At 71.0% G+C, this 22,889-nt stretch carries 22 protein-coding genes; 18 read left to right on the top strand and 4 right to left on the bottom strand.

The features are described 5' to 3' along the window. Window positions 1-453 precede the first annotated feature (453 nt). The 12 genes from ACZ6S6_RS33945 (at window position 454) to ACZ6S6_RS33890 (ending at window position 10,549) form a co-directional block, all read left to right on the top strand. A complete protein-coding gene (locus ACZ6S6_RS33945) occupies window positions 454-1,242 on the top strand; it encodes a 2-keto-4-pentenoate hydratase (protein ID WP_362955780.1) in 789 nt (262 codons plus the stop codon). Between the two features lie 209 nt (window positions 1,243-1,451). Then, the gene (locus tag ACZ6S6_RS33940; RefSeq protein WP_469708821.1) at window positions 1,452-2,438 is read left to right on the top strand and encodes an ABC transporter substrate-binding protein; all 987 of its coding nucleotides are present in this window, start codon (window positions 1,452-1,454) and stop codon (window positions 2,436-2,438) included. A 154-nt stretch (window positions 2,439-2,592) separates the two neighbouring features. Continuing rightward, window positions 2,593-3,429, top strand: a complete 837-nt coding sequence (locus ACZ6S6_RS33935; RefSeq protein ID WP_362956092.1) for an ABC transporter permease — start codon at window positions 2,593-2,595, stop codon at window positions 3,427-3,429. Next, window positions 3,426-4,214, top strand: coding sequence for an ABC transporter permease (locus ACZ6S6_RS33930; RefSeq protein WP_469708820.1), 789 nt, complete (start codon window positions 3,426-3,428; stop codon window positions 4,212-4,214). The genes ACZ6S6_RS33935 and ACZ6S6_RS33930 overlap by 4 nt, the downstream gene beginning before the upstream one ends. Next, complete coding sequence (locus ACZ6S6_RS33925; RefSeq protein ID WP_469708818.1) at window positions 4,211-5,077, top strand: ABC transporter ATP-binding protein; 867 nt, start codon at window positions 4,211-4,213, stop codon at window positions 5,075-5,077. The genes ACZ6S6_RS33930 and ACZ6S6_RS33925 overlap by 4 nt, the downstream gene beginning before the upstream one ends. Window positions 5,078-5,156: 79 nt before the next feature. Next, window positions 5,157-5,981 (top strand): DODA-type extradiol aromatic ring-opening family dioxygenase, encoded by an 825-nt coding sequence (locus tag ACZ6S6_RS33920; RefSeq protein WP_362955769.1) that lies wholly within the window; start codon window positions 5,157-5,159, stop codon window positions 5,979-5,981. Window positions 5,982-6,059: 78 nt separating this feature from the next. Then, window positions 6,060-6,389 (top strand): hypothetical protein, encoded by a 330-nt coding sequence (locus ACZ6S6_RS33915; protein ID WP_018552330.1) that lies wholly within the window; start codon window positions 6,060-6,062, stop codon window positions 6,387-6,389. Further along, complete coding sequence (locus ACZ6S6_RS33910; protein ID WP_362955766.1) at window positions 6,382-7,554, top strand: amidohydrolase family protein; 1,173 nt, start codon at window positions 6,382-6,384, stop codon at window positions 7,552-7,554. The genes ACZ6S6_RS33915 and ACZ6S6_RS33910 overlap by 8 nt, the downstream gene beginning before the upstream one ends. Then, window positions 7,551-8,255: a FadR/GntR family transcriptional regulator gene (locus ACZ6S6_RS33905; protein WP_362955763.1), complete on the top strand. Its 705-nt coding sequence runs from the start codon at window positions 7,551-7,553 to the stop codon at window positions 8,253-8,255. The genes ACZ6S6_RS33910 and ACZ6S6_RS33905 overlap by 4 nt, the downstream gene beginning before the upstream one ends. Before the next feature lie 10 nt (window positions 8,256-8,265). Beyond that, entirely contained in the window at window positions 8,266-8,925 is a 660-nt protein-coding gene (locus ACZ6S6_RS33900) for a cysteine hydrolase family protein (RefSeq protein ID WP_362955760.1), read from the top strand. Beyond that, window positions 8,916-9,110, top strand: a complete 195-nt coding sequence (locus tag ACZ6S6_RS33895) for a 2-hydroxymuconate tautomerase (protein ID WP_362955757.1) — start codon at window positions 8,916-8,918, stop codon at window positions 9,108-9,110. Before ACZ6S6_RS33900 ends, ACZ6S6_RS33895 begins: the two co-directional genes overlap by 10 nt. Beyond that, window positions 9,110-10,549 (top strand): aldehyde dehydrogenase, encoded by a 1,440-nt coding sequence (locus tag ACZ6S6_RS33890; protein WP_362956089.1) that lies wholly within the window; start codon window positions 9,110-9,112, stop codon window positions 10,547-10,549. Before ACZ6S6_RS33895 ends, ACZ6S6_RS33890 begins: the two co-directional genes overlap by 1 nt. A gap of 219 nt (window positions 10,550-10,768) precedes the next feature. On the opposite strand, the gene ACZ6S6_RS33885 is transcribed toward ACZ6S6_RS33890, so the two are convergent. Beyond that, window positions 10,769-11,659: an LLM class F420-dependent oxidoreductase gene (locus ACZ6S6_RS33885; RefSeq protein ID WP_362955754.1), complete on the bottom strand. Its 891-nt coding sequence runs from the start codon at window positions 11,657-11,659 to the stop codon at window positions 10,769-10,771. Window positions 11,660-11,864: 205 nt separating this feature from the next. After that, entirely contained in the window at window positions 11,865-12,401 is a 537-nt protein-coding gene (locus tag ACZ6S6_RS33880; protein WP_469708814.1) for a MarR family winged helix-turn-helix transcriptional regulator, read from the bottom strand. 39 nt (window positions 12,402-12,440) lie between these two features. Here ACZ6S6_RS33880 and ACZ6S6_RS33875 point away from each other — a divergent pair, with 39 nt between their 5' ends. Continuing rightward, window positions 12,441-13,409, top strand: coding sequence for a DMT family transporter (locus ACZ6S6_RS33875; protein ID WP_469708812.1), 969 nt, complete (start codon window positions 12,441-12,443; stop codon window positions 13,407-13,409). Here ACZ6S6_RS33875 and ACZ6S6_RS33870 read toward each other — a convergent pair. Both ACZ6S6_RS33870 and ACZ6S6_RS33865 read right to left on the bottom strand, forming a co-directional pair. Next, on the bottom strand, window positions 13,396-16,116 hold the full coding sequence (locus ACZ6S6_RS33870) for a discoidin domain-containing protein (protein ID WP_469708810.1): 2,721 nt from the start codon (window positions 16,114-16,116) through the stop codon (window positions 13,396-13,398). The genes ACZ6S6_RS33875 and ACZ6S6_RS33870 overlap by 14 nt on opposite strands. Window positions 16,117-16,244: 128 nt before the next feature. Then, window positions 16,245-17,345 (bottom strand): threonine synthase, encoded by a 1,101-nt coding sequence (locus ACZ6S6_RS33865; RefSeq protein ID WP_469708808.1) that lies wholly within the window; start codon window positions 17,343-17,345, stop codon window positions 16,245-16,247. Between the two features lie 238 nt (window positions 17,346-17,583). Here ACZ6S6_RS33865 and ACZ6S6_RS33860 point away from each other — a divergent pair, with 238 nt between their 5' ends. The 5 genes from ACZ6S6_RS33860 (at window position 17,584) to ACZ6S6_RS33840 (ending at window position 22,883) form a co-directional block, all read left to right on the top strand. After that, window positions 17,584-18,336: a GntR family transcriptional regulator gene (locus ACZ6S6_RS33860; protein ID WP_362955739.1), complete on the top strand. Its 753-nt coding sequence runs from the start codon at window positions 17,584-17,586 to the stop codon at window positions 18,334-18,336. 446 nt (window positions 18,337-18,782) lie between these two features. Further along, the gene (locus ACZ6S6_RS33855) at window positions 18,783-18,983 is read left to right on the top strand and encodes an SPOR domain-containing protein (protein ID WP_362955736.1); all 201 of its coding nucleotides are present in this window, start codon (window positions 18,783-18,785) and stop codon (window positions 18,981-18,983) included. A 111-nt stretch (window positions 18,984-19,094) separates the two neighbouring features. Further along, on the top strand, window positions 19,095-19,499 hold the full coding sequence (locus ACZ6S6_RS33850) for a (deoxy)nucleoside triphosphate pyrophosphohydrolase (protein WP_362955734.1): 405 nt from the start codon (window positions 19,095-19,097) through the stop codon (window positions 19,497-19,499). Between the two features lie 191 nt (window positions 19,500-19,690). Continuing rightward, a complete protein-coding gene (locus ACZ6S6_RS33845) occupies window positions 19,691-20,119 on the top strand; it encodes an ATP-binding protein (protein ID WP_362955731.1) in 429 nt (142 codons plus the stop codon). 193 nt (window positions 20,120-20,312) lie between these two features. Further along, window positions 20,313-22,883 (top strand): SpoIIE family protein phosphatase, encoded by a 2,571-nt coding sequence (locus ACZ6S6_RS33840; protein WP_362956086.1) that lies wholly within the window; start codon window positions 20,313-20,315, stop codon window positions 22,881-22,883. Window positions 22,884-22,889 lie beyond the last annotated feature (6 nt).

Below are 22,889 nucleotides of genomic sequence, written 5' to 3'. Positions count from 1 at the left end.
GCTCAGGTGGGGTGTGTGAGGGGTGAGGCCGCGTCGGGTCGGGCCGGTGAAGGGGTCCTGCGGCACGCGGGGACGGTGCGAGCGGATCACGCGGGAAGTACGCATCTCTCGAGTGAAGACCACCAACCGACTATATTCAACCTATTGATTCCAGTGGTTCTGATGTGCATACTTCAAGCCATCGGAACACGGTCACTTCGACCGAGATGACCCGGTTGCCGATGTTCGAATCACGTGGACGCGATGTGACGGCCGGATAACCCGGCCCGGCCTCCGGCCCGCTCAATGACCCCGCGTACTGCCCTTCGTAGCGACTCCGCGTACCGATATCCCGCCTGGATTTCCCGCCTGGATTTCCCGGCGCCGTACGCCTCACGCAGACGAGGAACCCGACTCACCCAGACGCCGCCGCCGCACGCAGACCACAAACCCGCTCAAGGGAGAAGAACGCCAATGACTGACTGGACCATCGACCGGGCCGTCGAGGAACTCCTCCGGCGCGAGCGGGAACGGCAGGACGGCGGGAGGATCACCGACCAGTGGCCCGAGCTCGATCTGGCCACCGCCTACCGGGTCCAGGACGCGCTGATCGACCGCAAGCGCCGGGCCGGGGAGAGCATCGTCGGCGTGAAGCTCGGGCTCACCTCGCAGGCCAAGCAGCAGCGCATGGGCATCGATTCGCCGCTGACCGGATGGCTCACGGACGCCATGACGCTCGCGACGGGGGAGGCGGTGCCCGTGGCCGAGATGATCCACCCACGCGTCGAACCCGAGATCGTGTTCGTCATGGGCCGGCGCCTCGAGGGCCCCGGGGTGACCTGGGAGCAGGCGCTGGCCGCCGTGGAGAGCGTGCACGCCGGGTTCGAGATCATCGACAGCCGCTACCGGGACTTCAGCTTCGCCCTGCCCGACGTCGTGGCGGACAACGCCTCGTCGTCACGGTTCGCGGTGAGCGCCGAAGGCTTCGCGCCCGACGGGCTCGACCTGGTCGGCGAGGCGTGCACGGTCTCCGTGGACGGTGAGCTGATCCACTCGGCCACCGGGGCGGCCGTGCAGGGGCATCCCGCCCAGGCGCTGGCGCTCGCCGCCAACAGCCTGGCCCGGCGGGGGATCGCGGTCGAAGCGGGCTGGACGGTGCTGACCGGTGGGCTCACGGACGCGGTGTTCGTGGAGCCGGGACGCACGGTCTCGGTGGAGTTCGCCCACCTCGGCAGCCTGACGGTGACCTCCGGCCACCCGTAGTCCAAGGCGCGGTCCACGCCCGCCGCGGGGCGCACCGGGCTTCCCCGGCCGCGACGGCTTCCCGCTTTCGCGGACGCGCACCGCGAACCGAGTTCCTCCGCGTCACCCCGCACGTGTCGCGGGCCCGGCCTTCCGGCCGCCCCCGGCTGTCATCGGCCCTGGCCGTGGCGGATTGATCTTTCCCGAATCTCTGGAGCATGGAGCGTCGTATGTCCTTCATCGCGAGAAAACACCGGCTCATGATCGCCTCGTCGTGCGTCGTCCTGGGGCTGACAGCGGTCACCGCGTGCGGTGGCAGCCAGGAGGGAGCAGCAGCCTCTTCCGAGTCCGGCATCACCGAGATCAAACTCGGCACGATGCCCGTCATCGATGTAGCACCCGTGCGGCTCGGCATCGAGAAGGGCTTCTTCTCCAAGCGAGACCTGAAGATCACCATGCAGGACGCACAGGGTGGCGCCGTCATCGTTCCGGCGGTGGTGAGCGGCAGCTACCAGTTCGGCTACTCGAACATCGTCAGTCTGCTGGTGGCCCGTGCGGAGAAGCTGCCGGTGAAGATGGTCTCCGTCGGTGCCCGCGCCTCCGACGACGTGTCGGAAGACGGCTCGGGTCAGTTGCTGACCAGTGACCCAGAGGTGAAGAAGGCCGGCGACCTGAAGGGCAAGAAGGTCGCGGTCAACACACTCAAGGGACTCAGCGAAGTCGCCGTCCGCACCGGCCTGGAGAAGTACGGCGTCAAGGCCGGCGACGTCGAGCTGGTCGAGGTGCCGATTCCCAACATGCAGACGGCGATCGAGAAGGGGCAGGTGTCCGCAGCGCTGATCGGGGAGCCGTTCACCACGACGGCCAAGGCCGACGGCGCTCGCGCACTGCCGGTCAGCTACGCCAGCCTCGGGAAGCTGTCCCCGTTCGCCGGCTGGTTCACCTCCGAGCAGTACGCGGCCGCCAATCCCAAGGTCGTGTCCCGCTTCAAGGCCGCGCTCCAGGAGTCGCTGACCTACGCGGAGGACCACCCCGACGAGGCGAGGGCCGTCCTGAAGACCTACCTGAAGCTGAAGCCGGGTGTCAGCGAGAAGGTGACGCTGCCCGGATGGGACCCGGCGACGGACGCGGCGGAGATGAAGTCGCTGGCGCAGTACACCGTCGACGCGGGGCTCATCAAGAACGCCGACGCGCTGGACAGCCTCCTGGCGAAGTGAGGAAAGCGCGGCCCCGTGAACTCGGCGTGCACCTGGGCCACTTGATGCCTGCAAGGAGGGAGACGACGTGAAACTACAGCCGCACAGCGGTGACGGACCGGCGACGCCGTCCGCATCTGCTGCGGACGAACGGACCGCGGACGGTCCGGCGTCCGTGACGAAGAGCCGGACCTCCGACGTCCGTCCGGCACCGGACCCCGGCGGCCGGCCGCGGCGCCGGCCCGTACCCGACCCGGTCCTCGGGGTGGCCGGAGTGCTGATCTTCGCCGGTGTGGTGGAGGCGCTGCCCCGGCTCGGCCTGGTGAGTGACCGCCACCTGCCGCCGGTCAGCGACATGGCCCGTGCCCTGGCGGGGGAAGCGGGGGGCTCCGCCTTCTGGACGGCGCTGACGGACACCTTGCAGGGCTGGGGGATCGGACTGGCCATCGCCGTCGTGGCGGGGACGGCCCTCGGGCTGCTGCTCGGCAGCGTGGAGGTGCTGCGTAAGGCCACGGCCTCGACCATCGAGTTCCTGCGGCCGATCCCTTCGGTGGCACTCGTACCGCTGGCGGTCCTTGTCTACGGCACCGGGCTGCGCTCCACCCTGCTCCTTGTCGTGTATGCCTCGTTCTGGCCCGTGCTCCTCCAAGTGCTCAGCGGTGTACGGGACATCGACCCGGTGGCCCGGGACACCGCGGCCTCCTACCGGCTGTCGCCACTGGCGCGCCTGCGCTACCTGCTGTGGCCCACCACGCTGCCGTACTTCATGACCGGCTTGCGCCTTGCGGCCTCGGTGGCCCTGATCCTGGCCGTCAGCGCCGAACTGATCATCGGCGGTTCCGGGCTCGGCAGCCTGATCGCCTCGGCCCAGGCCGCCGACGCCGTACCGGAGACCTACGCGCTGGTCGCGGTGACCGGGCTGCTCGGACTCTGCGTCAACATCGTCTTCCGGGTACTGGAGCGGACCTTGCTGTCCTGGCACACCTCGGTACGGAAGGAGGGCACGGCGTGAGCGTCCTCGGCGTATGGACCCGCAAGGCGGCCTACCTGCTCGCACTGCCGGCGGTGCTGGTGGCTTCATGGGCGGTGCTCGGCGGCCGGACCACCAGCTTCTACTACCCCTCGCTCGGCACGATCCTGTCCGCGTTCGCCGACACCTGGGGGTGGGAACGCGTCACCGGTGATGTGCTGCCGAGCCTGGCCCGCCTTGCCGCCGGTTACGCGGGCGCCGTCTGCGTGGGCGTGGTTCTCGGCACGCTCCTGGGCTCCCTGCCCCGGCTGCGGGCCCTGACCGAGCCGATCCTCGAGTTCTTCCGGGCCATCCCGCCCACGGTGCTGATCCCGATCCTGATGCTCTTCAGCGGTGTCGGCGACGGAATGAAGATCCTCGTCATCATCTCGGGCGCCGTCTGGCCGGTCCTGCTCAACACGGTGGAAGGCGTACGGGCCGTCGACAATGTGCTGTCGGACAGCGCGCGGTGCTACGGCATCACCGGCTTCGCCCGGCTGCGGCACCTGGTCCTGCCCGCGGCGAGTCCGCAGATCGTCGCGGGCATGCGGCAGGCCCTGTCCATCTCGATCATCCTGATGGTGATCAGCGAGATGTTCGCCAGCTCGAACGGACTCGGCTTCACCATCGTCCAGTTCCAGCGCAGCTTCGCGGTCCCCGCCATGTGGAGCGGGATCATCCTGCTCGGCCTGCTCGGGTTCGCCCTCTCACTGCTCTTCGACCGCTTCGACTCCCGAGTTCTCGGTTGGTACCACGGCCTGCGGCGTTCCCAAAGGGGAGAGAAATGACCATGACGCATGTTGACTCCGCCCTGTCCACGGGCGCGGGCCCAGCCCGTCTCGACGTGCGGGGGGTGCAGAAGATCTACCAGGGTTCCGGCCGGAGCGTCGAGGCGGTACGCGACCTCACCTTCAGTCTCGCCGGGGGAGAGCTGGTCTGCATAGTCGGCCCCTCCGGGGCGGGCAAGACCACGCTCCTGAAATGTGTAGCCGGCCTGCTTGCCCCCACCTCCGGCGAGGTGCGGCTCGGCGACGAGCGGGTGGTGGAGCCGCCGCCGGGCATGGCCGTGGTCTTCCAGGAGTACGGCCGCAGCCTGTTTCCGTGGATGACGGTCCAGGGCAACATCGACCTGCCGCTGAAGCAGAAGAAGCTGTCCAAGGGGCGCCGCGCCGAACTGGTGGCCCAGGCGCTGGAGGCGGTCGGCCTGACCGATGTGGCCGACGCCCACCCCTGGCAGCTGTCGGGTGGCATGCAGCAGCGCGTCGCCATCGCTCGGGCCGTCGCCTACGAGCCGGCCGTGATGCTCATGGACGAGCCGTTCGCCGCCGTGGACGCGCAGACCCGGGCCGAACTGGAGGACCTCACACGGTCGTTGTGGCAGCGCCTGGGGATGACGCTGCTGTTCGTCACCCACGACATCGACGAAGCGGTGTACCTGGGGCAGCGCGTCCTGGTGCTGTCCGCGTCACCCACGGTGGTCATGGAGGACATCACGGTCGACCTGCCCGCCGAGCGGGACCAGATAACCACCCGCTCCGCGCCCCGCTTCGGGGAACTGCGGGCCCACGTCCACGAGCAGGTGCAGCGGGCGAAGACGTACCACACCGCGTCGGGCGACGGCTCCGCCGCCGGCAAGGCCGACCGAGGCTGAAGCAGCTGAAGGAAACCGGCGTAACCAACTACGGCGGTATCTGAATCCCGGAGGAATGATGGCAGAGATATCTTTGGCCATGGCCGCCAGTCACGCTCCTGGCCTGGCCGGCTGGTTCGACAAGGCCCCCGAGGCGGACCAGGCAACGGTCCGCAAGGCTTACGACGCGATCCACGACGCCGTGGTCGAGTCGCGCACGGACGTACTCCTCGTCATCGGCAACGACCACGTGGCCAACGCCCGGCTCAACGACTACGCCGACTTCACCTTCGGCCAGGCCCCCCGGCACACCGGCCCCGACGACTGGTTCAAGCCGTGGCTGCGCATGGCCGACTACGACCTGCCGGGCTCACCCGAGAGCGCCGCGATTCTCCACGAGGCCGTACGCGACACCGGACTGAACGTCAGGGGTGTCGAGCACAACCTCCGCTTCGACGACAACCTGTCGGTCCCGGTCCACATGGCGCGCCTGGAGTCCGCCGGGGTGGCGATCGTGCCGGTGCTGCAGAACTGCACCGTCCCCCCGGTCCCGGACGAACGCGCCTGCTACAGCTTCGGCCAGACGCTCGGCGACGCCATCAGGACCCAACTGCCCGACGGACTGCGGGTCGGCCTGCTGGGGTCCGGCGGACTCAGCCACGAACCGGGCGGGCCGCGCTACCTGGAGATCGACGAGAAGTTCGACCGCTGGTTCCTCGACCTTCTGGAGGCCGGCGACCACGAGCAGGTTCTGTCGCAGGCCACCTTCGAGCGCATGGAGGAAGTCGGCTCCGGAGGCACCGCCGAACTCCTGTCCTGGATGGTCGTCATGGGAGCCGTCGGACCACGGCCGTGTACGTCGCTGGGATACGCCGCGGTCGATCAGTGGCGTTGCGGCGTCGGCGCGGTGCAGTGGCACCTGTGACCCTCGCGGTGGCCGACCGGCCACCACCTCGACGACCGGCTCCCTCCCCGACGACCGGATGACGGAAGGACCAGTGACATGGCGCTCGACCGATTCAATCCGCTGCTGCGGACCAACGACCTGGTGCAGGACCTGAAATGGGACACCGAGCTGCGCAAGCGGTTCGAGTCCGACGAGCAGCGAGTGCTGGCCGACTACCCGCTCACCGACGAGGAGCGCACGGCCATCAGCACCCGCGACTACCGTGCGCTGCACGAGCTGGGCCTGCACCCTTACCTGCTCTCCCAGCTCGCCCGCCTCGTGCACGGCAACGGTGAGAAGGCCGGGACCTCCGACGCCGCGACCGCACTCATCCGCTCACTGCTCGGCGACGAGTTCGAGACGTACATGGCGGAGCGCGATGAGTGAACAGCTGATGGGCGCTCGGGCCGCGAGAGACCGGCCCGTGATCGACATCCACACGCACGCCCTGCCGATGCCTCTGCTGCGGCAGCTGGAACGCCACGGCCTCGCGGACCTGTCGGGCATGGCCGACCACGTACTCCGGCTCGACCCCGACCTGTGCGGCCTGGCCCCCGGCGCCGCCATCCCGTTCCCGCCCGAGCAGTACGACCTGGAGCTGCGCCTGGCGTCACTGGAGAGCATGGGTGTGACCCACCAGGCGGTCGCGGCACCGCCGTTCGTCTTCGCCTCCGAGTCACCGGACGCCTCGCTCGTCATGGACGTCACCCGCCGGGCGAACGACGCCCTCGCGGAGTTCGTCGCGGCGTCGTCCGGCCGCCTGGTGGGCCTGGCCACGGTCCCCGTCGGACTGCCCGACGCGGCCGAGGAGCTGGCCCGATGCATGGACGAACTGGGCTTCGCGGGCGCGACCGTGGGCAGCTACGGGGCGGGCCGGGAGCTGGACGACCCGGTCAACGAGGACCTGTGGTCGGCGCTCGCCGAGCGCAGGTGCTTCACCCTCCTGCACCCGAGCCGGGTGTCCTCGCGCGACCGGCTGGCCGACTACCACCTGGTGCAGCTCCTGGGATACCCGATGGAGACCGCACTGGCCGTATCGCGGCTGATCTTCGGCGGCGTCCTGGACCGGCACGACCTGGTGCTCTGCCTGACGCACGGCGGCGGCTGCGTGCCGGGCGTCGCACCCCGCCTCGACCTCGGCTGGCACCGCAAACCGGTGGCCCGGGTCACCGAGCGGGTGCCGACGGAGTACCTGCGGCGCCTGTTCTACGACACGGCGGTGTTCGACACCAAGACGCTGGCGAGGCTGGTGGAGGACATGACCGCGCAGCACATTCTCCTCGGCACGGACGCGCCGTTCGACCTGAGGGACCGGCAGCCCGTGGCGACGGTTCGTGCGCTGGGACTGGAGGCGTCGCAGGAGGACGCGGTCCTCGGCGGCAACGCCGCGGCACTGCTGCGCGGCCTCTCCCCCGGGTTTGCCGGGGCTACGGTGGGCGGGGCAGGCCCACCGGTTCCCGACCTCCGAGCGCGGAGCCGGCGCTCGGACGTCGGGGGCGGTCTCGCTACGCTCGCGATCGAATCCACCGCAGTCGAAGGGCATGGACCATGAACGCAGATGGCGACGTCATCGAGCTCCTCCGGACCTCGTCCCGGGCCGAAACGGTGGCCAAGGCCATCGAGGAGCGGATTTCGGCACAGAGCCTGCCCAGTGGCCACCGCCTCGGTACGAAGGACACCCTGCGGCAGGAGTTCAACGTGGCGGCGGCCACCTTCACCGAAGCGGTGCGGCTGCTCAGCTCACGGGGCACCATCTCCGTCCGTCCCGGTGCCAAGGGCGGCATCTTCGTCAGCTCGCCGCCGGCCCTGGTCCGCCTCGGCCGCAAGATGCTCGAACTGAGCGGGGATTCGGTACCCGTCTCCGACGCCCTCGCCATGCGGCATGCCCTCGAACCGCTGGTCACCCTTGAGGCCATGCGGCACCGGAGTCCCGCGGACCTCGAAGAACTGCACGCCCTGGTGCGGCAGATGACGGAGGCCGGCTCGGACATGGCGGCCTATCTGGCCATCAACTGGTCGCTGCACAAACGCATCGCGGCCATCACCCCGAACGAGATCCTGCGCCACACCTACGTATCCCTCCTGGACTTCGTCGAGAGCCGGCTGCGCCGGGTGACCCCCGCGGCCGAGTCCACATCGACCCTGGAGGGAGCGCAGGTGCACCAGCGCCTGGTGGACGCCATCGGTGGGGGAGACCGGGCCGTTCTCGACGAGGTGCTGGCGGTCCACGCGGCGCTGACGGCCGACCCGTGAGGAGAGTGGAATGAGTACAGAACGCACCACAGTCCCGGACAGCCGGGACGGCACCACCACGAGGACGGCCCTGGTCGTGGTGGACATGCAGAACGACTTCTGCGACCCCTCGGGCGTCTTCGCTCGGGCCGGCCTGCGCGTCGACGCACTCGACACCCTCACCGCGCACATCAACACACTGATCGCCGCGGCCCGCGCGGCCGGACAGCCGGTGATCTGGGTCCGGATGGAGTGGGCGGACGACACGGCGGTGGGGCTGCTCGCGCAGCGCAGCCCCTTCCTGCGCACCGAGGGCCTGCGCGAAGGGACTTGGGGCGCCGCCGTCGTGCCCGGCCTGGATCAGCTGCCCGACGACACCGTCGTGGTCAAGGCCCGCTTCAGCGCCTTCCACCGCACCGAGCTGGCCGACGTACTGGAGCGGCTCGGCGTCGGCACCGTGGTCGTGGCCGGCGTGCGCACCGACTTCTGCATCGAGTCGACCGTCCGGGACGCCTTCTTCCGCGACCTGCACGCGATCGTGCCCGAGGAGGCCGTCGCCGGCTACTTCGAGGAACTGCACCACAACAGCCTGCGGCTGATGGGCACGGTCTTCGCCGAGGTCGTTCCCCTGGAGGCGGCTGCCGGGGCGTTCGCCCCCGCCGCGGTGGAGGCCGGACAGCCATGCCCCTGATCGAGGTGACGCTCGTGGAGGGCAGGTCGGCGCGACAACTGCGCGCCCTCATCACCTCGGTGACAGACGCGGTGGAGACCTCCGTCGGCGCGCCGAGAGACAGCATCCGCGTCATCGTCCGCGAAGTGCCGCCCACGCACTGGGCGGCGGGAGACGTGACCATCGAAGAGAGAAGAGGGCAATGATGAAGGACCTCATTCCGCACATCATTGACGGCAAGGAGCAGGAGTCCCGCGACGGGGCGCGGTTCGACACGGTCGACCCGTGGACCCGGCAGCCGTGGTCCGAGGTGGCCCTCGGCGGAGCGGAGGAAGCCGGCGAGGCCGTCGGCGCCGCACGCGACGCCTTCGACAAGGGGCCGTGGCCGCGGATGGGCTTCGCCGAACGGGGCGCGGTCCTGCACCGGCTCGCGGACCTGATCGACGTGCACCGCGACGAACTCGCCATGGCCGACACCACCGACATGGGCAAGCCCATCGCGGACAGCACGGCCAAGGACGTCCCGCGGTCCGCGATGAACTTCCGCTTCTTCGCCGACCACGCCCGGATGTCGGCCGGCGAGGCCCTGCCGATGGACAGCGGCCACCACACCTACACCCGCTTCGAACCGGCCGGCGTCGTCACCGCCATCGCGCCGTGGAACTTCCCTCTCATGCTGGAGACTTGGAAGATCGCGCCCGCCCTGGCCTGGGGCAACACGGTCGTCCTGAAGCCGGCCGAGGACACCCCCGCTTCCGCGACCATCCTGGCGCGCCTCGCCCTGGAGGCCGGAATGCCTCCCGGCGTGCTCAACGTCGTCCACGGTTACGGGCCCGACTCGGCCGGGGAGGCACTGACCCAGGACCCCCGGGTGGACCGCATCACCTTCACCGGGGAGTCCGGCACGGGACGGATCATCGGCCGCGCCGCAGCCGGGAACCTCACCCCGGTCAGCCTCGAACTGGGCGGCAAGGGCGCCAACCTGGTGTTCGCCGACGCCGACCTCGACCTGGCCGTCGACTGGTCGGTGAAGGCCATCTTCAGCAACGCCGGGCAGGTGTGCCTGGCGGGCAGCCGGCTGTTCGTCCAGCGCGAGGTCTACGACGAGTTCCTCCGGCGGTTCTGCGCCGCCGCCGAGGAACTGGTGATCGGTGACCCCAAGTCCCCGTTGACCCAGCTCGGTCCGCTGGCGTCGAAGACCCACTACGACAAGGTGCGTTCGTACATCGACACGGTGGAGGCGGACGGCGGGACCGTGGCCCTCGGCGGTCTCGGTGACGGCTGGACGGTACGGCCGACCGTCGTGACCGGAGCACCCGCCTCGGCGCGTGTCGTCCAGGAGGAGATCTTCGGCCCGGTCGTGGTGGTCACACCGTTCGACACGGAGGAGGAAGCGGTGGCGGCCGCCAACGGCACCCCGTTCGGCCTCAACGCCATGGTCTTCACAGAGAACCTGTCCCGCGCCCACCGCGTCTCCGCGGCCCTGCGCGCGGGCACGGTGTGGACCAACTGCTTCTTCGTCCGGGACCTGCGCGCCCCCTTCGGCGGATTCGGCGACTCGGGCATCGGACGTGAAGGCGGCACCTTCAGCCGGGAGTTCTTCACCGAGCCGAAGGCCGTGACGATGGCCATCACTCCGGGCTGAGCCACGAGGGTCCTTGTCCGCAGCGGCGCGGGGACAGGGCGGTGGGAGGACGCCGGTACGCGGCGTCCGGGCCGTACCGGAGAGGGCCGGCACGACAGCCCGCTCGCGATCCAGCGACCCGCACGTTGACGGTCGCGGCCACCGCCGGCCCCCCGCCCGGACCGGCCCGCACGTTGACGGTCGCGGTCATGGCCGCCTCCCCCGCCCGGACCGGCCCGGCTACAACGCGTCGCCGAAGGCCTCGGCCAGCTCGCGCCATTCGGCCCTCGGCAGGCCGGCGCCGCCCTCGTCCGCGGTGAGTACCTGGAGGGCGACGTGGTCGGCGCCGGCGTCGAGGTACTGCTGGGTGCGGGCCTTCACCTGCCCGGCGTCGCCCAGGGCGAAGAGGGAGTCCAGCAGGCGGACGCTGCCGCCGCCCTCGAAGTCGCTCTCCGCGAACCCCAGGCGCAGCAGGTTGTCGGTGTAGTTGGGCAGCTGGAGATACCGCCCCAGCATGGTCCGCGCAGTGGTGCGGGCCCGGTCGGGGTCGGTGTCGAGCACGACGGACAGCTCCGGGGCGAGCAGCGCGTCGGGGCCGAGTGCCTCGCGCGCCTCCGCCGTGTGCTCGGCGGTGACGAGGTAGGGGTGCGCGCCCAGCGCCCTGTCGGTGGCCAGCTTCAGCATTCTCGGGCCGAGCGCCGCCAGAACCCGATGCCCGGAGTCCACGGGCGGGGTGGCGGTGTCCAGCGCGTCGAGGTAGGCGACCATCGCGCTGTACGGCTTCGCGTACTGCGGCACCATCGGGCCGTGGCTGACGCCCAGGCCGAGGACGAACCGCCCGCGCGCCTGCGCGTCGATCGCCGCGATCCGCGCCGCCACGTCCTGCGCCGTGTGGTCCCAGATGCTCAGGATGCCGGTGGCCACGGTGGCCTTGCGGGTGGCGGCGACGACCGCCGCGGCGTCGTCGGGCGAGGGGCTGCCGCCGATCCAGAGCGTGCCGTACCCCAGATCTTCGAGCTCGGCGACGGCTTCCGCGATCGCTCGCCTCCCCGCGTCGTCCGCCCGCGACCCGTGCAGGGCGCTGCTCCAGATTCCGACCCGTCCGAATGCCTCACGTGTCTCAGAAGTCATGCAGTGGCCAACAGCGACCCGCGCCCGCTATTCCCGGCCGGGCCGGGATTCACCCGAGTGCACGCGGTACGGCGCAGGACCAGGCACACCACCCGTCTGTTCGTCCCACCGCCCACCGCCCACCGTCCACCGTCCACCGTCCACCGTCCACCGTCCACCGTCCACCGTCCACCGTCCACCGCCCCACCGCCCGGCGAGTGCGGGTTCAGCCCCCCTGCGGGGGTTCCACCCGCGCCAGCCACGCGGTCAGGAGCGGCTCCAGCGCCGCCGCCTCGTCCCCGGTCAGGGTGTCCAGGAGGCGGCGTTCGTTGCGCATGTGCTCCGTGAACGCCTGGTCGATCAGCTCCCGGCCCGCGTCGGTGAGGGCGACCACCCGGCCCCGCCCGTCCCCGGCCGCGCGGCGGCGGGTGACCAGGCCGGCGCGCTCCAGACGGTCGATGCGCTTGGTCACCGCGCCGGTGGTGACCATGGTGTGCGTCGCCAGCTCCCCGGGGGCCCGCTCGAACGGGGCCCCGGCCCGCCGCAGAGCGGCCAGCACGTCGAACTCGCCCTCGCTCAGGCCGAATCGCCGGTACACCACGCAGAGCTCCTCCGTGAGCAGCCCGCCGAGCCGGTGCAGCCGTCCGATCACGCCCTGCGGGCTCACATCGAGGTCCGGGCGTTCACGGTGCCACTCCGCCTGGATGCGCGCGACATGGTCCAGGGGCTGAGGGGCGGGGGAGGCGGGGGAGGAATCCTGCATGGCTTCACTATAGCTTCCGTGGAAGGCATAATAGTTTCCATGGAAGCTACATTGCGATGGGTACTGATCACGGCGATCGCACCGGTGGCCTGGGGCACCAACTACTACGTCACCCACGCCTACCTGCCCGCCGAGACCCCGCTGTACGGTGCCGCGATCAGGGCCCTCCCCGCCGGACTGCTGCTCCTGGCCGTCCGGCGGGAACTGCCCCGCGGCTCCTGGTGGTGGAAGGCCGCGGTCCTCGGTGTCCTCAACATGGGCGGGTTCTTCGCCCTCGTCTACGTCGCCGCGCAACTGCTCCCCACCAGCACCGCCTCGACGATCATGGCGGCCTCGCCGGTGGCCATGATGCTGATCGCCTGGGCGCTGGTCGCGGAACGGCCGGGCCTGCTGCCCCTGCTGGGCGCCGCCGCGGGCATCGCCGGGGTGTGCCTCATGCTGCTGACCGGTTCGGTCTCCGTCGACGCCCGCGGAGTGCTGGCCTCGGTCGCCGCCATGCTGATGTCGTCCCTCGGCTACATCCTCGTCAAGCGCTGGGGCGCCGGTGCCGACGTGCTCGCCTCGACCTCCTGGCAGCTGATCGCCGGTGGCCTCCTGCTGCTGCCCCTCGCCGCCGTGGTGGAGGGCGCGCCGCCCGCGCTCGACGGGCCGGCCGTCCTCGGGTTCGGTTACGTCGCCGTGGTGGCGACCGCGGTCGCGTTCGCCGCCTGGTTCACGGGCCTGCGCCATCTGCCCGCCGCGACCGTCGGCCTGGTCGGACTGCTCAACCCGGTGACCGGGGTGCTGCTCGGCACCCTGATCGCCGGGGAGTCGCTCACCCTCAGGCAGGTGTGCGGGCTCGTCCTGGTGCTGGGCGGAATCCTCCTCGGCCGGCCGACAGCCCGCCGGTCGGCCGATCCTCCTAGGCCGACAGCCCGCCGGTCGGCCGAGGAATGCCCCACCGGGGCCGGGCGACCCGCCGGGCCCACCGGGGCACCCGGAGCGCCCGGATCGTCTACGGCTGGGTAACCCTCAGCTCCCGTACACCTGTGGGCTCGTCCGCATCCGCCGACCGGACCGTCACCCGCACCTCGCGGGCCACCGCCCCCGCCCGGTACGGCTCCCAGTGTTCCCCGTCGGCCGAGCTCTCCAGCCGGTGTGCGGCGGGGCGTACGTCCGTCCACTCCGGCACGATCGCCGTCACCGCCGCCGTCCGCCCCAGATCCACGGTCAGCGTGCCCGTCGCCCCGTCCGGGGACCAGGCCGTCGCCGTACTGCCGTCCACCGCCGCCGCCGCGTACAGGCCGGGGGTCTCCGAGGTCGCCGTCGCCGGGCGGCAACGGGACGCGTCGGTGGTCGGGGTGAGGTCGGGGCGCCGGGTCGGCAGGGTGAGCGCGGTGGACAGGAGACGCGGGCCGGCGGGCGTGTCAAGGGTGAACGGCGCACCCGAGGTCAGCCGGACCTCCGTCGTCCGGGGGCCGATCGCGATGTCGTACGTACGCCCCTGGTAGCGCAGGCCCGTCAGGGTGACCCCCTCGCGCAGTTGCGGCGGCAGCATCGGGTCCAGCCGTACTCCGTCCTCCCGCAGCCGCAACCCCGTCAGCCCGTGCGTGAACACCTGGAGGAAGCCGCCCTTTCCGGTGAGGAAGTCCTCGGCGGGGAACCCGGACAGGGGATCCTGCGCACCCGACTTCGCGCCCCGCGCCTCGCTGAAGAGGGCGTACGGACCGCGCGTGAACGGGCGCACGGCACGCTGGAGATAGGTGTACGTGGCGCAGCCGGGCTCCCCGGTCGCGGCCGCGTCGATCGCGTGGACCGAATCCGTCATCGCCGGGCCGTCCGGATCGGTGTGGGCCGCGTAGTAGTCGAGCGTCGCGGCCGCCGCACCCGGCTCCATCGGCCACTCCAGCGGGTAGATGAGCAGCACGGTGTCGGCCTGCTTGATCGTCGAGCCGTCGTAGCCCGCGTACTGGAGGTAGAGCTTGCGTTCCGGGTCGTACGGGATGCGCAGACCGTCCGCGACCTCGTTCCACTCGGCCGGAGCGGGGTGGCCGAGGAGCTGCGCCGCGCGGGTGGCGTTGCGCAGGGCGGTCGCGGCGACGGCGTTGGTGAACACCCCGTCGGTGACGCCGTTGCTGTACTCGTCCGGGCCTGCCACCTCCTTCACGGAGTAGCTGCCGTCGTCGTTCGCGGTGGCGCGCGAGGCCCAGAAGTCCGCGATGCCCTCCAGGAGTTGCCAGCCATTTCCGGCCAGCCAGTCGCGGTCGCCGGTGGCCAGGTAGTACTGCCAGACGGCCAGGGAGACATCGCCCTGGAGGTGGTTCTGCGTGACGCAGTGCGGCGGGTTCCAGCTCTGGCACTCGGACCAGAGGTTGCCCTTGCTCGCGCTCGTCCAGGGGTAGAACAGCCCCTTGAATCCCAGCTTCTCGGCGTTGGTACGGGCCTGGTCACGGGTGCGGTAGCGGTACTCGACCACCGAACGGGCCAGCTCGGGACGGGTGGCCAGCAGCCCGGGGTACATCCAGGTCTCGGCGTCCCAGAACACCATGCCCGCGTAGTTGTCACTGGTCAGTCCGGCCGGGGCGATGCTGTCGCGGGAACCGGTGCGGGTGGACGCGAGGAGCCCGTACTGCGCGGAGCGCAGCCACTTCTGGAGGTCAGGGCTGCCCGGTACCAGGACGTCCGCGGACCAGTCCCGGCGCCAGACGGCGGCGTTCTCGGCCAGGACGGCGGACCAGCCGAGCCGCGCCGCGCGCCGGGACGCCTCGCGCGCGGTGGTGCGCGGGGCGCGCGAGGTGAGCGTGGTGTCGACCCCGACGTACTTCTCGAACGTATACGTGCGCCCGGCGCTCACCTGGGACGGATTCGCGTTCTCGGCGGCCGGGGCCGTGGTGCCGGGGGCCGAGGTTGTGATGTCGGAGACCGGGGTTGTGATGCCGGCGGCCGGGGTTGTGGTGTCGGAGGTTCGGCTCGTGACGCCGGAGTCCCGGCGCATCGTCTGCACGATCGCGCCGGCCGTTCCGGTGCCCCGCGTGCGGAACGTCCCGTCGTCGTCGAGTGCGATCCGGCGTGCGCCGCGCGGGTCGAGGCGGCCGGTGACCGTCGCAGTGCCGCTCCAGTGCGGGGTCATCCGCAGTCGTACGGCGCCGGCGTGCACGGAGGCGCGGTCGGTCAGCACCTCGTACGTCAGGTCGGTCGCGCGGCCGTCGGCGGTCGTCCAGCGCAACGACGTACGCACCAGTCCGCAGCGCAGGAACACCGTCTGGCGGTACCGGGAGATCCGGCCCGCCGGGGTGGCGGAGCCGTACGTCTCGTCGCCCACCCGCACGTCGAGGTTGGTCCAGCTCGGCAGCGCGGCGGCCACCTCGCGGCCGGCCGCCAGATCCGGGTCGCGGCCGAAGAGCCCGGAGACGAAGGCCCCGTCGTAGCGCGGCGTGTACAGCGGCCAGCCGGTCTTCTCGCCCGGCTCCGCGTATCCGGCGCCAGCGGCGGGCACGCGGTGGCCCAGGTATCCGTTACCGACGTAGGGGGCGTAGCCCTCGGCCTCGCCGAGCGTGGTGGACGTCGGGGCCCAGGCGGGGTCGGTGTCGCGGCCGCAGGCCACGTCGGGACCAGGATCGGCGGCGGCAGCGGGGGCGGACGCGGCCTGGTGCGAGGCGTAGGCGACGGGCGGCAACGGCGCGATCAGAGCGCATGCGACCAGTGACGTGAGGAGAGAGATGCGCGAGAGGCTCACGGTACGAACGTAGGGAAACGGGCACGGCGCGGCGGCGCACGGCGCGCGGGTGAACGGCTGATGAGGCAGCCGGCCGAACGAGGATCCGGCCGAAAGCGGTATGCCCAAGAACGTGGGAGCGGCCCGGCTCAGGCCGCGAGACCCGTCTTGAGGCCCGCGCCGCACAGCGGTACGACGACGCTGCGGTCCGTCCAGCCACCGACCGCGGCCCAGCAGGCGACGCCTGTCGTCTCCACGTAGAAGCCGCGGGCGGCCAGATCCAGCTGTGCGCCGCGGATCTGATCCTCGGTCACGGTCAGGAAGGTGCCGCCCGACTCACGCACCGCCGCCAGGATTGCCTGGGCCCGCGGCGGACGCGGGATGGCGATGCCCTCGGCGAGGGTGGGGGAGAGGGGGCCGGGCGGGGTGTCGGGGAGCACGTCCGCCCCGGCACGGAAGGCGGCGGCCAGCGGGGAAACGGCCTCGGCCTGCACGGCGATCAGGGCCGGACCGGTGTCGATCAGGCCCTGGGCACGGAGCTCCGCGATGGCCAGCGCCGCGCCGAGGAGCAGGGTGCCGTTGCCGACCGGTACGGCGAGCGCGTCGGGGAGCCTGCCGCCGAGGTCCTCCCACAGCTCGTACACGTAGGTCTTCGTGCCGTGCAGGAAGTACGGGTTGAAGACGTGCGAGGCGTAGAAGGTGCCGGGTGCGTCGGCGGCGGCTCGGGCGGCCAGGGCGGTCGACTCGCGGTCTCCGGGGACGATTTCCAGCCAGGATCCATGGGCCCGGATCTGCTCGGTCTTCTTCGGGGACGTGCCCTCGGGGACGTACACCGTGCAGGGCAGCCCGGCACGGGCGCAGTAGGCGGCGACTGCGGTGCCCGCGTTGCCGCTGCTGTCCGCCACTACCCGCTCGGGCGAGAGTCGACGGGCCAGTTCGGCGACCATCACCGCGCCGCGGTCCTTGAAGGAGAGCGTCGGCATGAGGAAGTCGAGTTTGGCCGAGACCGCACCCGTGAGCGGTACGAGTGGGGTGCGGCCCTCGCCCAGCGTGGTTGTGGGAGACGAGAGCGGCAGCACCTCCTCGTAGCGCCAGAGAGAGTTGACCCGGCCGGACAGGGCCTCGGGACGGAGGCGGCCCGTGATCTCGAAGTCGAGGTCCCAGGGGCCGTGACAGACCGGACAGCACCAGGCCGGCGAAGCGACGTCAGCACGGGTTCCGTCCTGAGGGCAGCGGTATGCGGGGGCCATGGCAGCCAGCATGCCAGGAGGAGGGCGGGGAGCCCTTGCCGCCCGGAGAGCCCTCGGTCGGCGGCGGCCATCAGCTCGCCGTCGAGGCGATGGCCGCAAGCGCACTGGCGGCTCGTGCCGGGTAATGCGCACGTCCACGGCGAATCATCACTTCGAGTGAATCTCTGGCCTGCGCTTGCGGTCCGGAACCGACGGTTGCGACGCTGTTGCAGTCTGTCAACCTCTTGGGGAGTGGCCTGTGACTTTCGGTGAGCAGCCCGCCTATCTGCGCGTTGCGGGCGATCTGAGAGAGAAGATCGTCAATGGTTCACTGCCGCCGCATACGCGACTGCCGTCGCAGGCGCGTATCCGCGAGGAGTACGGGGTCTCGGACACCGTCGCGCTGGAGGCGCGCAAGGTGTTGATGGCCGAGGGCCTGGTCGAGGGCCGCTCCGGCTCCGGTACGTATGTGCGCGAGCGCCCGGTACCGCGCCGGATCGCCCGCTCCGGCTTCCGTTCGGAGACCGGTGCCAGCCCGTTCCGGCAGGAGCAGACGGCGGAGGGGGCGCGGGGGACCTGGGAGTCCCGGAGTGAACAGGAGGGGGCGAGTCCGGAGATCGCCGAACGGCTCGGGATCGAGCCGGGCGACCGTGTCATGCGGACGCGCTACGTGTTCCGGGAGGCGGGCGAGCCGATGATGCTCTCGACCTCCTGGGAGACCCTCGCGGTCACGGGGCGCACGCCGGTGATGCTGCCGGAGGAGGGCCCGTTGGGCGGCTGCGGGGTGGTCGAGCGGATGGCCGCGATCGATGTGGTCGTGGACAACGTGGCCGAACAGGTCGGCGCACGCCCGGGGCTGGCGGAGGAGCTCCTGGCGCTCGGCGGGGTGCCGGGCCATGTCGTGATGGTGATCGAGCGCACCTACTACGCATCGGGGCGGCCGGTCGAGACCGCCGATGTGGTGGTGCCCGCCGATCGCTACCGGATCGCCTACCACCTCCCTGTCAGGTGACCGGCCACGGAAGGCCTCGTTCACCCCGGTCCACTCCGGTCCACCCAGGTGGCGCCCGTCCGGCGCGTGTGACGACAAGTTGACGCCCGCCCGGGTCCCGTAACGGCTGGGCAATCGTCACCCGTGATGGCTTGTCATGTCCTGCTCCTAACTTCCCGTGCCGGACCTTCCTGAGGCGCCGGTGGCCGCTGCTGCGCGCGAGGCCGGGGGCGGGGGCGGTGGAGGCGCGGTCCCCGAGTGCGGCCCGCCTGGTTCGGTCCGAACCGCCCAGGGGGCGCATCCAGTTGGATGCGCCCCCTGGGGTTGGTCCACACCTGGCCGGATCCGTATCTCTTTGTGCAATTCCGTATTCGTTCAGTGAAGGTCAGGCGTACGCTCGGGCATATGCGTACTGCGGTTTCCTGGGGATCCTTAGAAACATGCACGCCGTTCAGGGGAGGGGCGCAATGCTCGGGAGGGACACGATGAGCGACAGCGGTGCCGTGCTCCCTTGGCTGGTGATACGGCAGGACGACAACGGCAGTCGCTACCGCGTGGGCAGGTACGCCACGCAGGACGAGGCGCAGCGGACCGCCGACAAGCTCGATGAACGCGGACACAAGCAGCTCTACTGGGTCGAGCGCGTCGGGCAGACCGCGCGGCCTTAGTCCGCCGGTCCAGCAGCCCGCCGTATCTCCGGTGTCGGCGCCGGCACCGCACCCTCCGGTCCGGTGTCGGGGCTCCCGGTCCGGCCGGAGCCGGGCATTACGCTCCGGGGCATGAGTGATCGTGTGGTGGTGGCCGGGGCCGTCTACGACCGGGGGCGGCTGCTCGCCGCGCGCCGTAGCGCCCCGCCCGAGCTGGCCGGCCGTTGGGAACTGCCCGGTGGCAAGGTGGAGCCGGGGGAGAGCGGCGAGCAGGCGCTCGTGCGCGAACTCCGCGAGGAGCTCGGCATTGAGACGGAGCCGCTGGAGCGCATCCCCGGTGAGTGGCCGCTTAAGCCCGGCTATGTGCTCCGGGTGTGGACGGCCCGTCTGGTGTCCGGCGTGCCCGCGCCGCTTCAGGACCACGACGAGCTGCGCTGGCTCGGCCCCGGCGAGAGTGACACCGTCGACTGGCTGGAACAGGACCGGCCCGCGGTCGCCGAAGCCGTACGGCGACTGCCTGGCGGCGCACACCACTGAGCGGGGTGCTTGCCGTGCGGCGCGCACCGATGGGCCCGTGCGCCCTTTCTTGGCGCGCACACCCGTTCGTGCGCATGGCCTTACACCCGTACGCCCCACGTGTCGGCGCCGAGCGGTATCCCGTGCTGAATATCGGGTATGTCCTGTTTAACCCCCGTAAACAGGACGTTCCCCGTTGCTGGTCTTGGGAAGTGATCGGCGTGATCGATACCGAAGGCGACTGCGCCGAGTGGAGCTTTCCGGCTGTTCCCGGTGCCGTGCGCACGGCCCGGCACGCCGTCCACGAGGCGCTGCGCGGCTGGGGGCTCGACGCGGTGGTCGGGGATGTGGCTGTACTCCTGGTCAGCGAGCTGGTGACCAACTCCATGCGCTATGCCTCGGGGCCCATCGATGTGCGACTGGTGCTCCCTCATCCCAACGGTGACGGCCCCACCGCTCACCCCGGCCTGTTGGTGGAAGTCTCCGATCCGCTTCCGGATCCGCCCACCGAACGTACGGCGGGACCCGATGACGAAGGCGGCAGAGGACTGCAGCTCGTGGCCTGCTCCGCCCGACGTTGGGGGATCAGGCATGGAAAGAGTGGCAAGACGGTGTGGTTCGAGCTGGCCCTGCCTGGTTAGGAGTGGGGTGGGACGGACAGCGATCACCAGAGGTCATGCAGAACCTGGCTGAAAGGGACTGAGACCGTGATGTGATCGTGAACGCCGTGTCGGTGAGGGCCGTAGTGCTGAATACTGCGGGCAGGACCGGTCCGGTGTGTGAGCTGGAGGGGACGGTCGCGTGAGCGAAATACCTGGGACAGCGGGCGACGTCGTGTGGCAGAGCAGTCCGCCTGGCTCGATCTACGACTACATCAGGGTCGCCTCCTTCTCGATCGGCCCCGACGGTCTGATCGAGCAGTGGAGCCGCCGGGCCGCCGGTCTCTTTGGCGTTGCCGCTCACCAGGCGGTGGGTAAGGACCCGGTCGAGGCCTTCATGCCCGGCGAACTGCGCCGGGACGGTCATCGCCGCATCGGCGAGGTGCTCGACGGCAAGGAGTGGACGGGTCTCGTCCCCTTCCGGGTGCCGGGCGAGGACGGACTGCACGGGCTCGCCGAGATCTATGTGATGCCGAGTGAGACGGCGACGGGCGAACGGGCCGCGGTCTGCATCGTCGTGGACGTCCGCGCGCTCCGCGGCATCGAGACCGACCTCGCGGCCTCGCAGGCGATTTTCGGCCAATCTCCCTTCGGTTTCGTGCTGTTCGGCACCGACTTCACCGTCCTGCGGGCCAACGATCGCTTCGCCACCGTCTTCGGCGGCCGGGCCGACGACCACCGCGGCCGCACCGTCCACGACTATCTCGCCGGTGCGGAGGCCGACCGGCTGGCCGCCACACTCAGCCGTGTCCTGGCGACCGGCGAGTCCGTCACCGACCTCCAGCTCGTCGGCACCGCCCCGGGCGACACGGAGCGCCGCCACTGGTCGATGAACCTCTACCGGGTGTACAGCGGAACGGGTCGCCCCATCGGCATCGCCGGACTGGCCACCGACGTCACCCGGGGCCATATCGCCGCCCGTGAGGCGGCCAGCGCCAGGCGCAACCTCGCGCTGCTCAACGAGGCGAGTGCGCGCATCGGCAACTCCCTCGACCTGGAGACCACCGCACGCGAACTCCTCGACGTCGCCGTACCTGGCTTCTGCGACCTCGCGTCCGTCGACCTCTACCAGGCGCTCCTCACCGGCGAGGAGGCGCCGCCGGGCAGCTGGAGCTCGCTCCGCCAGGAAGCGGTCGGCGGCTCCGCCGAACTGCGCCGCGTCGCCTTCGCCAGCGCCGTGTCGGACGCCATGCCCGATACCGCCCCAGGCCTCGCCGGCGACGCCCCGCGAGCCGGGACGGCCGCCGGACCGCCCGTACTCGGCGCGGTGCACCGCTACCCGTTCAACTCGCCCTGTGCCGTAGCCCTGCGCACCGGCCATGTCGAGGACGTGCCCGGCGACGACCGCGGATTCGTCCAGTCCACCTTCGCCGTGCCGATGGTCGCCCACGACACCGTGGTCGGCCTCGTGCAGTTCTCCCGTACGAAGGGCAGCGAGCCCTTCGGCGAACGGGACCGGGCCCTGGCCACCGAACTCGCCGCCCGCGCCGCCGTCTGTATAGATAACGCCCGCCTCTACCGGCGCGAGCACGAGCGCGCCCTGATACTCCAGCGCAGCCTGCTCCCTCCTGGCGACCCCGAGGCCGCCGGCCTCGACATCGCCTGCCGCTATCTGCCGGGCAACACGGCGACCGAGGTGGGCGGCGACTGGTTCGACGTCATCGAACTCCCCGGGCACCGCACCGCCCTCGTCGTCGGCGATGTGATGGGACGCGGACTGCGCGCCGCGGTGGCCATGGGGGAACTGCGCACCGCCGTGAGGACCCTGGCCCTCCTCGACCTGGAACCCGCCGAGGTCCTCTCCGCGCTCGACGAGGTCGCCCGGGGCCTCGGCACCCCCGGTGGCAGCACCTCCTCCGGCGGGATCGGCGGCGCCCAGTGGCCCTCGCGGGCCGCCCACAAGTCCCGCGAGGCGGACCTCTCCGAGGTCTATCTGGCGACCTGCATCTACGCCGTCTACGACCCGGTCACCCGGCGGTGCACCTTCGCCAATGCCGGTCATCTTCCCCCTGTCGTGGTCGAGCCGGGTGAACCGGCGCTGCTGCTCGACGTCCCGCCCGGGATGCCGCTCGGTGTCGGCGGCGAACCCTTCGAGGAAGTCGAGGTCGAACTCAAGGAGGGCGCCCTCCTCGCCCTCTACACCGATGGCCTCGTCGAGTCCCGCGATCATCCGCTGGACGAGGGGCTGGAAGCGCTGCGCGGCGCACTCGTCGAACCCGCGCGGCCTCTTGAGGACGTCTGCGACCGGGTGCTGAGCACCCTCGACACCCGCCACGGCGAGGACGACATCGCCCTGCTGATGGCCCGCATCCAGGGACTGCCGACCGAAGCCGTCGGCGACTGGCGGCTGCCCCCCGAACCCCGCTCGGTCGGCCGCGCCCGCGAGCTCGCCCGCGGCCAGTTGCTCGCCTGGGACCTCGACGACCTGGTGGACACCACCGAACTGCTCGTCAGCGAGCTGGTCACCAACGCCCTGCGGTACGGCGAGGGCGAGATCCGGCTCAGGCTGCTGCGCGACCGCACCCTCGTGTGCGAGGTATGGGACGCGGGCCTCGTCCAGCCGCGACGACGGCGGGCACGCGACACGGACGAGGGCGGTCGCGGTCTGCAACTGGTCGGGCTGCTGAGCGCGGCCTGGGGATCGAGGCGGACGCCGCGAGGCAAGACGGTCTGGTTCGAACTGCCGCTGCCCGATGGCCGGCCGGCCGCGGAGCGTACGGTCGAGGAGCTTCTGAGCATGTTCTGAACAGGG

This window comes from Streptomyces sp. NPDC048671, from assembly GCF_055587045.1.
The sequence above is the reverse complement of the archived record's forward strand: the minus strand, read 5'-3'. Positions and strand labels throughout refer to the sequence as shown.